The following is an 11,524-nucleotide window of genomic DNA, read 5'->3' as shown; positions in this document are numbered from 1 at the left end:
GCATCGATTAGATGCTGGGTTTTTCAACTGGTTGAATACCCTGCCAGTAGAGTTATTATAGCATTAGAAAGAGCCTTATATCCCCATACCTGAAGGTAGGGGCGTGTGCGGCAATTTTTGGTAAATTCAGTTGTGAACAGCCCAACAAATATCTCTCGGTTCACGGGTCAGTTTTATTCTGCGGTTCTTGATTTTTCCCTGAAGGCACAAGAAGCCTAGTCTAGCTTTCCAGCTTTATTTTAGCGGAAAGTCGAAAATTTTGCAACCCTGAGATTTTTTTTTGAGAATTAAGTTCACAAATTTGTTAGGATATAAAGTTGAAAATTCTAGCAATTCTATCCAATCAAACTTACTCATATCAATTTTTTCACTGAATAGGATTGCTCACTTCAATTCAACTCAAAACTCTAAATTCTGTAACAAAAAAACGATGAATACCCATATTTTACTGGTTGAAGATGAAGAAGCACTCGCTCAATTTCTCAAACAAGAGTTAACCTATGAGGGATACGAAGTCAGTGTGGAAAAAGACGGGATGAATGGATTAGTCACAGCCCGAGAATCTAATCCAGATTTAATTATTTTAGATTGGATGTTACCGCGATTATCGGGAATTGAAATTTGTCGTCGTTTAAGAGCGAGTCATAATCAGGTTCCGATTATTTTATTAACGGCTAAAGATGAAGTTAGCGATCGCGTCACGGGCTTAGACTCTGGTGCTGATGATTATATCATTAAACCGTTTAGTTTGGAAGAGTTTTTAGCGCGAGTTCGAGTCCATATTCGTCGCCTTCAAGAATTTGATGCTGATTTCTTAACCTTTTGTGATCTCAGTTTAGATCGAAAAACTCGAGAAGTTCGACGCGCTAATCGTTTAATTGATTTAACCGCCAAAGAATATGATTTACTGGAATATTTGATGAGTCATCCCCGACAAGTTTTAACGAGGGATCAAATTCTAGAAAAAGTTTGGGGGTATGATTTCATGGGGGATTCTAATATTATTGAAGTGTATGTTCGTTACTTACGAATTAAGTTAGAATCTGAAGGAGAATCTCGTCTCATTCAAACGGTTCGGAGTGTGGGATATGTGTTGCGAGAGTAAACTAAAATTCAGGTAAAATGACTGTAAATATACTTCCTTTCCCCGGTTTAGAAAGAACTGTGACTCGACCTCCCATTCCTTCAACAATTGTTTTCACAATCGATAATCCTAAACCCGTTCCTCCCGCGCGAGTCCGAGCTTCATCAACCCGATAAAATCGTTCAAAAATGCGGCTTTGATGCTGTAAAGGAATACCTTGTCCTTTGTCGCAGACACTAATATAAACTTCTTGGTCTTGACTTTTAACTTTCAGGGTAATCGGTTGTTCGGGTTCAGAATATTTGATGGCATTATCAATCAAATTGAGTAAAACTTGTTTAAGACGATTGCGATCTGCTTTAATCTGAATAATCGCTTGACTCGGTTCGAGATAAACTCGTCCTTGACTAAATTGTTGCGCCATTTCTCGAATTTCTGACAGTAAATCATTCACATCAAATGCTTCAATTTGAAAATGAAGATTCCCATGATCAGCCCGAGCGAGTTCGAGTAAATCTTGTAATAAACGAATTGTGCGTTCAGTTTCATTCGCCGCAACTTCTAACCCTTCTCGCTGGGGAGGGGTAAGATTATTACCTCGTCTTAAGGTACTTTGTAAATATCCCTGAACAATCGTTAAAGGTGTGCGTAATTCATGGGAAACATTCCCAACAAATTGTCGCTGTTGTTCCCAAGATTCCGATAATCGATCTAGCATTTTATTACAAGTATTCGCTAGCATAGAAACTTCACTGGGAGCTTGTTCTAAGGTTAGACGATAATCAGATAAAGCATCAGCCGAAATATTTTCGGTAAGCTGACTCATCTGTTGTAACGGTTCTAAGGATTTCCGAATATACCAAGCACTAACGATAATTAACAATATTGTCGCCAATACTGTCGCAGGGATTAAGCTATAAACGATTGACAAAAAAATGGTATATTCTTGGGTAACATCTGTTACTAAATACAATTTACCTAACTGTTGATTACCAACCTTAAATTCTCCCCCACAAGCAACCCAATACCGACCCCCAATTAGAGCAACCTTCGGCTTTAAAGGCATATTAGTATACTCTAAAATTTGAGCGTGAGTCTGGGGATTAATATCCTCTTGAAACCCCATAGATTCGGTTATAATGTTTCCATTATTATCCCGAATCCAAAGTAAATGTTCTTTGATTTCTGGTTTTTCAATGACTCGTTGAATCGCCTCCTCTAGAGACATCATTTCACTGTAAACTGTCACCTCATGGGAAAACTTTTTAGCGATTTCTTGAATTTTATATTTATGACTATCAACCAGTAGTTTCTGCATTCGCAAACTCGTCCAAGTGGTAACACTTCCCAAACTCAACACCGAAAAAATAGTAATTCCGATTGTGAGTTGGAATTTTAAGGAAACCGGGGGTAAAATCTTCCCTTTTTTGAGATTTGGGAGATATTTTAAAATCCAATCATTCATGGTTTTATTATTGATTTTAATAACATATAACATCAATTTAATAAGAATAAAAAATATAATTAGAGATAAACTTTATAGATAAAAAATTAATTCTCTGCTTCGATTTTACTGTCCGGGACTGAATTTATACTGAAGTATAACTGAGAACTCCCTGAGAAAACCTGCAACGTTCAAAAAAATTCTTAAAAAGGTAAATTGTCGTCATCCGTTTGATCTTCCTCCTGTTCAATATCGTCGGGTTCAAAAGTAGATATTTCTTCTGTAAAGACTGACACATTCTTCGCGGCTGTAAAATCTTTTGCTTCCCTTAAATTTATGACTTCTCCTGCAAAAAAATCAGCCAGTTGTTGAGAAGCAACAGCAGCCCTATCTTGTTCTAAATTCTGCTCATTTTTTGTTTCTTGATGTGAGGTTTCTGGTAGATTTATGGAATGAGTTTCTAAGGGTTTAGGAGATTGTTCAACCGGAGAATAAGGGGTTTCAAACTGGGGTTCAACAGGTGAGGGTTCCAGGGATAATTCTTCTGAAGAAGTCTCGGCTAATTGTTCATCAGTTGGCGGGTTTTTCTCGGGAGAAGGACTAACAGCAGGTTCAGGGGATGCTGTCGGTTGATGCTCATTTTTTTCGGGAGATAAAGCTTTTGAGGATGAGCTATTTTTTTTCTTTTCCGTTCCGACTTCTAAACGAACTTTAACGGGGATTTTAAACACTCGTTGAAATGCAGCTTCCATATGAGGAATTTTTCCTTGTGCCATCTTATATAACGCCTGAGTTGGAACACCAATATAGGCGACGTTTGTATCCATACCCAGTAAACGTCCATGCTGGTTTAATAAAGCTTGGGTTCCTGGGGGTTTAACTTCTTCAAGAACCCGGCGCCAAACATCTTCGAGATTATATTCTTCTGTGTTAGAAGTAAGTGTAGGTGTCTCTATTTCTGAGCGATTAGATTGTTCTCTATTGGCAGAAGGTGAAGCTTGAATAGGTTCATTAACTACGGTTTGCGAGGGTTCTACAACGGGTTTTTCTAGGGGTTGAGATGGGGGTGTAGGTGTCGGTAACGGTGGGGCTGAAGGCGCGACAAAAGGCTTTGGTGAAGCGGTTGTTTGGGGTAGAGTTGGGGTTTGAATAGACTCAACTGATAGGACAGAATGAGTCAGGGCGGAGGGTAATAATCCCAGTAAAATAATTTCTAACCATAAACGGGGTTGAGTGGTATTTTTAATTTGGGTTTCACTGTCACGCAAGTATTTTTGAGCGGCTAAAATTTTGCTGAGTTCCCAACGATGAGAAAATTGACAAAGTTCTTCCCAAGTGGGTTGAGTTAATTTGACTAAATCAAAACGTTGAGGTGCTGTTTTAGCAATCAATAAATCGCGATAAAATTCAGCTAAATTTTGTAAAACAATTAGGGGTTCTCGTCCTCGGTTAAGAAGTTGACGAATTAGATCAATGATATCGGTTGTATTTTCTGAGGAGATCGCTTTTAAGAGTTCCATCAAATCTCGTTCAGGAACAGCACCCACTAAATCCCAAACCTGTTCAACGTCTATTTTACCAGAAAGTAAGCTTAATTGATCGAGTAAACTTTCCGCATCTCTGAGTCCACCTTGTGCAATTTGAGACACCATTTTAACGGCATCTAACGTGATGGGAATGTTTTCTTGGTGAGCAATTTTTTCTAAATGCAGCACCATCGGTTCAAGGGGAATGCGGCGAAAATCAAATCGTTGACAACGCGAAATAATCGTCGGTAAAACTCGTTGAGGATCGGTTGTAGCCAGGACAAAAACAACTCGTTCGGGTGGTTCTTCTAAGGTTTTGAGTAGGGCATTAAATGCGGCGGTACTGAGCATATGACACTCATCAATGACATAAACTTTGTAACGACATTGAACAGGAGCAAATTGAGCGCGTTCAATCAGTTCTCGAATATTATCAACCCCGGTATTACTGGCGGCGTCAATTTCAATCACATCCAAGGTTGAACCGTTGGTAATTCCTTTACAAACTGCACAGGTTCCGCAAGGTTTAGCGGTAGGTTGGTCAGCAGACAAACAGTTGAGTGATTTGGCTAAAATTCGCGCACTTGAGGTTTTACCCGTTCCCCTCGGCCCCGTAAACAGATATGCGGGAACAATACGCTGACTACAAATGGCGTTGGTGAGCGTTGTGGCGATCGCATCTTGGCCAACCAAGTCAGCAAAGGTTTGAGGGCGATATTTGTGGTGGAGGGGTTCGTAGGTCACAACTCACAAGTCTAATTCCAAAAAATTTGCTGAGTCTAAATATCTCTATCCTAACGCTATCAGCGTATCAAAATCTATGGTAGGGTTTTCTGCAAGTGTTGGTTTTTATCTAAAAACTCTGATCTCCTTGAGGAGATTTTTACTCACTTAGGGGGAAATATACCGAGTCTCGAATCGTCGAGTAACGTTTATTATAGATCTGTACGTTCGTGATATCCGGATATCAAACCCTCTAAAATATCAGATTACAATAGTATTGAGACTCAAATCAGGAGCCTTTTTAATTAATTACAGCTTATGTCTGCCCCAGTTATCCATACAGGAACCCAACTTGCTCAAGCTTCCCCTGTTCCGAGTCCGACTCAATCTCAGTCTCTCACACCTGAGATCATTTGGATGGGATCAACGGGAATACTACTGCTGATCTTGATTATTTTCTCTATCCTCTTTAAGCTAAAAACTCAAGAGATCAATAAACAGCTAAAAATGGAGGAGTTTAGAAATAGAGAGTTACAGAAAAAGTATAAGTTAGCGTTGGGAACGATCTCCAAAATGGAGAAAAATCCTGATCTCATTCACTCGCGAGATTTTAACTTAGATTATCTGAGAATGCGAATGGCTGAGGATGTTTTCCATTATGCTATTATTGTTCAAATCAAGATGAAAGTCAAGCAACAAATTGCTTTGGCTCTGCGTCCAACTCAGGCAGCGGTGGGAGAAAAAAGCAATGCCGGAACAGGTCGTCAAGTCGATTCAATGTTTGATGTAGAGTATGAAACTGGACAGGGAAGTGCGGTTAAGAAGCGGGTGCTATTTCGCATTCAAATTCGACTGATGAAACTCCCGACTCAAGCCACTTCTGCAACCATCAATCAAATTATTGACTGTTTAGAAACCTATCTCAGTCCTTCGGATGATCGAGAAAATTGGCAACCGACTATTCAAGGGCGAATTGTACAAATTCAATGGGATCAAAAAGCTAAACCGACTCCGTTATTGGTGTTAGAACAATCCAATGAAGGGATGAATGTTACCTTTAGAACCACTCGTCAAACGCCTGATAGTGGGATTCAAAAAGCGGTTTCTCCCGATGGGAAACCCCTGAAAAGAAACAATAAATCGGATAGAAATGACAAAAGAAGACCCAAAAATATCAAAAGCCAAGAAGTAAATTCTTAAGTTGTAGGAAGATTTCGCTCAGGTGACTCAAAACATGAATTCGACGCCAAAATAACTCAAATAGCGTTCCAGGAGTTGAGCATCTTGAATGAAGTAACCATTCAGGTGTGTCAGATGTCAGTCATTCATGCTTAATTTCTAATTTAGGTTCAGGGATTATTCCGCATAGTCAAACAATACGGTTGTCATGTAATAATTAGCCCAGTCTTTCCCAAAAGCTTTTTCAAGAACCCGGCGAGTTTTGTCATTTTGTTGCTGTTGGGTGCAATAATAACGTTGGGCGGCTTGAATCTGAATCTGTTCCTCAGTGGAAACCGGAGTCAAAGTGATCGCATATTGACAGTGAACCCGCAAATAAGCATCAACATGGTTCAAAAACGTTGCTTCTTCCGCTTCACCCATCGGGCGTATAAATAAGCAAAATTGCGAGAAAATATCCCCCCAGTTGGGAATGTCGCGAGGCTGAGAAAAGGAATTCGGTAAAGAAGATAAAGCCCTATGATAATCCCTGGGAAGATCGGGTTTTGGGTAAATGGGAGATAAATCAACAATCGCCGCACTAATTTGTCCCCGTCCCCCCACTAAGTCCGTCCCAAACATCGGTAAGGCGTAGTTAACCCGAGGAAACATTACACAATGAAGAATATCCAAACTCTGACCAACTTTCGCCAATTCTAGATGAAGCTTGCGAAATTGTGGAGTTTGATAACATCGGTTTTCAATGATCAGCTTTTCCCCTTCTAGTCGCCCTTCGACATAGCCCAACTCAGCCGGAAGCTGATAGGGTTCAAGATCGAGATATTGTTCCCAAATGGCTTCAATTCGGTTGGCGAGTTGACGAATCAGGGAATGTTGTTGTTCACGCAGGGAAGGAGTTGATGCTTCTAGCATTTAAAAATCTGTGCCTATTGCGGCACCCAAAACTCTGTAAGAGACTATCTTTAGATCCAGAATATCAGATTACCGTCTGCAAAAACTAACAGTTGTCAAAATCAAGGGGCATTGACACCCTGAGCGTTTTGTGATCTGCTGCTATTTCCCAGTATGATGAAGGGGTCTATTGGCTTGTAGGAGACTGTGATGTTTGGTTTAGGATTGCCTGAAATGGGTGTAATTTTGTTAATCGCTGTGTTTATTTTTGGGCCGAAAAAGATCCCCGAACTCGGAAAAACCCTGGGTCAAGCCTTAAAAGGGTTCAAAAACGAAATACAAAACGACTCAGAAGCCGAAACCGAGAGTTCTGAAGTCAAGAAATCAGAGGGCAGCTAGTCGGTTGGGAGAAACTCATCTCATCAATTAGCGGCTTCTCCCAACCTCATTCACTGTTAAACCTGAGAAGTTATCGGGGCGGAAGCCGTGCCGTTTTGACCCGTTAGAGAATCCTTAATCGGGTTCCGGGCTTCAATCAGACTAATAGCCCGACTAACACTTTCCGGTAAAATCACCACTAAACCCCCAGCCGGAGCGCGATTCAGGGTGGTTTCTATCGCTTGGGTTTCATTGAGAATCGTTTCATGGGTGACTCTGGGATCAGGAACACGACTTAATACCTGTTCAACCCCTTGACGAATCAACTCGGCGGCATTTCCTCGTTCCCGTCCTCGGGTGTCATCATCTTCTTTAATCACAATCTGGTCAAACATCTCAGCGGCCAGTCGTCCCAAGGTGACAAAATCTTCATCGCGGCGATCGCCAGGGCCACCCACAACCCCAATTCGCACCCCTTCCCAGTTGCGAACAAAGCCTGCTAAAGCTTCATAACTGGCTGCGTTATGAGCATAATCGATCAGGGCGTGATAGCTGCCCATATTAAACAGGTTCATGCGTCCTGGAGTTTGAGAGGTTGAGGCGACAAAGGTAGACAAACCTTGTTGAATGTGTTCAATTTTCACCCCTTGGGCAAAAGCCGCCAAACAAGCAGCTAAAGCATTAGCAATCATAAATGGGGCTTTAGCGCCCATCGTTAGGGGAACATTTACCGCCTGTTCGATCCGTAGCGTCCAGTCCCCTTTGAGGATGGAAAGATAGCCATTTTCATAAACCGCAGCCAACCCTCCGGCCGCCGTATGTTTGAGAATGGTTTCATTTTCCGGGTTCATGGAGAAATAGGCGACTTGGGCTTTGGTGCGTTCGGCCATTTCTGCGACTAACGGATCATCAGCATTCAAAACGGCGTAACCTTTCGGCATGACGGACTCAGCAACAACGCTCTTGACTTTGGCGAGTTGTTCAACGGTGTCAATATCACCAATACCCAGATGATCGGCCGACACGTTCAAGACAATACCGACATCACAGACATCAAACCCCAAACCCGATCGCAGAATGCCGCCTCTAGCCGCTTCTAGGACTGCTATTTCCACCGTCGGGTCACAGAGAATCAGTTGGGCGCTTTGGGGGCCTGTATTATCGCCAGATTCAACCAGATATTCACCAATATAAGTCCCGTCTGTGGTGGTATAACCAACCATACGACCCGTTTGTTTGACAATGTGAGCCAGTAGACGAGTGGTGGTAGTTTTGCCATTGGTACCCGTCACCGCCAAGATAGGAATGCGACTGGGTTGAGTGCTGGGGAACAACATATCCATCACAGCCCCTGCCACGTTCCTGGGTAAACCTTCACTGGGGGCGACGTGCATCCTAAATCCAGGAGCAGCGTTCACTTCGACGATTACCCCGTCAACTTCTCGTAAGGGGCGGCTAATATCGGGGCTAACGACATCAATTCCGGCAATATCCAAGCCGATGATTTTTGCCACTCGCGAAAACAGCCAGATATTTTCGGGGTGAACTTCATCGGTGCGATCAATCGCGCTTCCCCCAGTGCTGAGGTTGGCGGTAGCCCGTAGGAAACAGATCTTTCCGTCTGGTAATACCGTGTTTAAATCGTAGCCTTGAGCCTGGAGGAGAGAGAGAACGGTTTTGTCGATTTCAATCCGAGTCAGAACGTTATCATGTCCATCGCCTCGGCGAGAGTCGCGGTTGGTTTCCTCGATCAAGGCTTCGACGGTTGAGCGGCCATCCCCAATCACATGAGCGGGTACTCGTTCGGCAACGGCGACGACTTTTCCAGCCACGACTAATACCCGGAAGTCCCGACCTTGATAGAAACGTTCTACGATCACGCTGCGGGTTTTAGAAGCGGTGCTTGCGAGATCATAGGCTTGTTCGGCGGTTTCCCAAAGGTTAATATCAAGGGTAATGCCTCGACCATGATTTCCGTCTAAGGGTTTCATGGCGATCGGATAACCCCCGACAAAATCAACGGCATCTTTCAACTCATCAAAGTAGCGAATCACGGTGCCTCTAGGGACAGGAATCCCGGCATTTCGCAGAATTTGTTTGGTGCCTTCTTTGTCGCAGGCCAGTTCAACGCCTAAGATGCTGGTATTCCCGCTCAACGTGGCTTGAAGGCGCTTTTGATTAACCCCATAGCCGAGTTGAATCATAAAGCGGGTATTCAACTCTAACCAAGGAATACCTCTGGCTTCGGCTTCACCGACGAGGGTATCGGTACTTGGGCCGAGAGCCGCTTGAGCTTTGAGTTCTTTGAGGTCTTCGATATCTTGGTTGAGTTCTTCAGCAGAATAAGTTCCGGTTTCAGCGATATTTTGGCACAGTCGCACGGCGGCTCGACCTGCATAGCGACCGACATTTTCACTTTGATACTCATAGACAACCTGGAAAATTCCGGGTGTGGCGGTTTCTCTTGTCCGACCAAACCCGACTGACATTCCCGCCAAGTTCTGGAGTTCGAGGGCGACGTGTTCGATGATGTGTCCCATTAACGTGCCGCGTTGCACCCGACTGAGAAACCCGCCTCTGACTCCTGGGGAACAGTGATGTTCTACCAAGCTGGGGAGTGCAGAAGTTAGACCTTCGTAGAAGCCTGGAATATCGTTCGAGTAGCGTTCCGCAAGGTCTTCGAGGTCAAGGCGCATGACGATCAGCTTGTGCCGTCGAATGCTCCAGTAGTTAGGGCCGCGTAATGTCAGGACTTTAAGAATTTTCATATCTGTCTGTGAGTGGGTGATGCCGGAATTTTCCAGAGTGATACTTCTACTTTTATCAATTTCTAACTTTAAAATACATCGTAACTGTTCTTGATGAACAGTTGAGCAATCTGACTAGAAAAATTCAGTTAGATTTTTGGCGAGGGTTATAGGAGCTACAGGAGTTTGACCGTCAATTTTGGATCGGTTGTCTACCCGCAGCTCCCTGAGCCTTACCATTTCAGCAGCACCTTTTGTTCCATTTCTTTGGGAAAAAATATGAGGTTCGAGTCGTTGTGATCTACAAGCTCGGTGCTGCTGTCGGAACCCGGGTGCGAATGTTATATTGATCACCGTGAGAGAGAATATGAATTCGCAAATTAAACAAACTCAACGGATCAGCCGCTCCCACCTTAGAGGCGTTGGTATAACACATTTCAGTGGCATCGATAATGGTGACGGTGCCTTTGCCAATCACTTTGAGTCTTTCTTGAGCCTCAAACATGGCACAAGTATCCTCATCTATCCCTAAGCCCAGACATTCGGGATGAGAGATAATCGCACTGATCAAGCGACCCAAACGGTTGCGGTTGTGAAAGTGTTGATCGACAATCAGTTCGGGTATGATATCCAAACCCGTTGCCATATCGACCAGGGAACGATTAGGGCATTCTCCACTGCCTCCGCCTGCGATCATGTGATGACTCATTACGGCTGCCCCTGCACTGGTTCCAGCGAGCGCTATTTTCCCTTCACGAGCGGCGACCCGAATTTTGCTCATTAGGGGAGTATCGGCCAGCAAACTGTACAGGCGGAGTTGATCTCCACCCGTCATAAACACCCCTGTACAGGAGGATTCTAGGAAAGAGTGCCACTCAGCGTTCTCGCAGTGATGGCGTTCGCGAATATCAAAGATCCTGATCTCTTTAGCCCCCATCTCCTCAAAAATTTTTTGATAACGTTCCCCTTGAAGAGCAGGTTCTCGGGATGCCGATGGAATAATGGCAAGTTCTGCCTTCACCCCGCCTGCTCGGTTAAAAAAGGTTTGCAGAATCTCACGTCCATGAACTTTATCTTCTGCTCCCCCAATGATTAAAATTGAGGTCTGAGTGGGTGGGGGTATCACTTGTTCAAGGGCTTGAGACGTCAACTGCTGCATATTCTATCTCCTCTGATCAGCATAAGTTTAATGAGTGGGGCATCTGTCCCTATTTATATTTACAGGCTTTTTTGGGGGGGTTCTGGTCAATTCTTGACTTTCTCTATCAGGCATTTGAGATGTTTAGCAGGAGATTTTACCAAGGACTACGGAACAAATAAAGGGAGTGGGTGTTGACGGGTTTTCCCGGCTGTTGAAGCTTCCCCTATCCCTACCCCGTCTGATTGGGTCTAACTTCTGTTCTGCTTTATAAAACTGATATAACACGGTATAAACCGTATTAATGTTTCGTTCCTGTCTTGCAAAGTTCCTTCTCGACGGAAACCGCCGAGATCGGACTTTGCGCTGCATCACCCCGGACTGTCGGCAGCACCCGGTCAGACAGGCTTTTTA

The 11,524-nt window shown here is 43.6% G+C and carries 8 protein-coding genes; 3 read left to right on the top strand and 5 right to left on the bottom strand.

Annotated elements, in window-relative coordinates:
• Positions 1 to 430 precede the first annotated feature (430 nt).
• Positions 431 to 1,105: a response regulator transcription factor gene (locus VB836_RS12900; RefSeq protein WP_046282002.1), complete on the top strand. Its 675-nt coding sequence runs from the start codon at positions 431 to 433 to the stop codon at positions 1,103 to 1,105.
• 1 nt (position 1,106) lies between these two features.
• Here the strand turns inward: VB836_RS12900 and VB836_RS12895 are convergent, their stop codons facing one another.
• Both VB836_RS12895 and VB836_RS12890 read right to left on the bottom strand, forming a co-directional pair.
• On the bottom strand, positions 1,107 to 2,549 hold the full coding sequence (locus VB836_RS12895; protein ID WP_323219688.1) for a sensor histidine kinase: 1,443 nt from the start codon (positions 2,547 to 2,549) through the stop codon (positions 1,107 to 1,109).
• A gap of 182 nt (positions 2,550 to 2,731) precedes the next feature.
• The gene (locus VB836_RS12890; RefSeq protein ID WP_323219687.1) at positions 2,732 to 4,798 is read right to left on the bottom strand and encodes a DNA polymerase III subunit gamma/tau; all 2,067 of its coding nucleotides are present in this window, start codon (positions 4,796 to 4,798) and stop codon (positions 2,732 to 2,734) included.
• 297 nt (positions 4,799 to 5,095) lie between these two features.
• On the opposite strand from VB836_RS12890, the gene VB836_RS12885 reads away from it, so the two are divergent.
• Positions 5,096 to 5,977, top strand: coding sequence for a hypothetical protein (locus VB836_RS12885; RefSeq protein WP_323219686.1), 882 nt, complete (start codon positions 5,096 to 5,098; stop codon positions 5,975 to 5,977).
• Positions 5,978 to 6,133: 156 nt separating this feature from the next.
• Here the strand turns inward: VB836_RS12885 and VB836_RS12880 are convergent, their stop codons facing one another.
• The gene (locus VB836_RS12880; RefSeq protein ID WP_323219685.1) at positions 6,134 to 6,868 is read right to left on the bottom strand and encodes a phycocyanobilin:ferredoxin oxidoreductase; all 735 of its coding nucleotides are present in this window, start codon (positions 6,866 to 6,868) and stop codon (positions 6,134 to 6,136) included.
• A gap of 189 nt (positions 6,869 to 7,057) precedes the next feature.
• On the opposite strand from VB836_RS12880, the gene tatA reads away from it, so the two are divergent.
• Positions 7,058 to 7,246, top strand: coding sequence for a twin-arginine translocase TatA/TatE family subunit (tatA, locus tag VB836_RS12875; RefSeq protein ID WP_323219684.1), 189 nt, complete (start codon positions 7,058 to 7,060; stop codon positions 7,244 to 7,246).
• Between the two features lie 56 nt (positions 7,247 to 7,302).
• Here tatA and cphA read toward each other — a convergent pair whose 3' ends face one another.
• Together cphA and VB836_RS12865 are read right to left on the bottom strand one after the other, a co-directional pair.
• Positions 7,303 to 9,993 (bottom strand): cyanophycin synthetase, encoded by a 2,691-nt coding sequence (cphA, locus tag VB836_RS12870; protein ID WP_323219683.1) that lies wholly within the window; start codon positions 9,991 to 9,993, stop codon positions 7,303 to 7,305.
• Between the two features lie 280 nt (positions 9,994 to 10,273).
• On the bottom strand, positions 10,274 to 11,131 hold the full coding sequence (locus VB836_RS12865) for a cyanophycinase (RefSeq protein ID WP_323219682.1): 858 nt from the start codon (positions 11,129 to 11,131) through the stop codon (positions 10,274 to 10,276).
• Between the last annotated feature and the right edge of the window lie 393 nt (positions 11,132 to 11,524).

Origin of the sequence: Limnoraphis robusta BA-68 BA1, from assembly GCF_034932365.1 — a bacterium.
GTDB lineage: Bacteria > Cyanobacteriota > Cyanobacteriia > Cyanobacteriales > Microcoleaceae > Capilliphycus > Capilliphycus robustus.
The sequence above is the reverse complement of the archived record's forward strand: the minus strand, read 5'-3'. Positions and strand labels throughout refer to the sequence as shown.

Coding starts and splice junctions, on each gene's coding strand:
- VB836_RS12900 (WP_046282002.1), top strand. CDS start 431: ATGAATACCCATATTTTACTGGTTGAAGATGAAGAAGCACTCGCTCAA.
- VB836_RS12895 (WP_323219688.1), bottom strand. CDS start 2,549: ATGAATGATTGGATTTTAAAATATCTCCCAAATCTCAAAAAAGGGAAG.
- tatA (WP_323219684.1), top strand. CDS start 7,058: ATGTTTGGTTTAGGATTGCCTGAAATGGGTGTAATTTTGTTAATCGCT.
- VB836_RS12865 (WP_323219682.1), bottom strand. CDS start 11,131: ATGCAGCAGTTGACGTCTCAAGCCCTTGAACAAGTGATACCCCCACCC.
- VB836_RS12880 (WP_323219685.1), bottom strand. CDS start 6,868: ATGCTAGAAGCATCAACTCCTTCCCTGCGTGAACAACAACATTCCCTG.
- cphA (WP_323219683.1), bottom strand. CDS start 9,993: ATGAAAATTCTTAAAGTCCTGACATTACGCGGCCCTAACTACTGGAGC.
- VB836_RS12885 (WP_323219686.1), top strand. CDS start 5,096: ATGTCTGCCCCAGTTATCCATACAGGAACCCAACTTGCTCAAGCTTCC.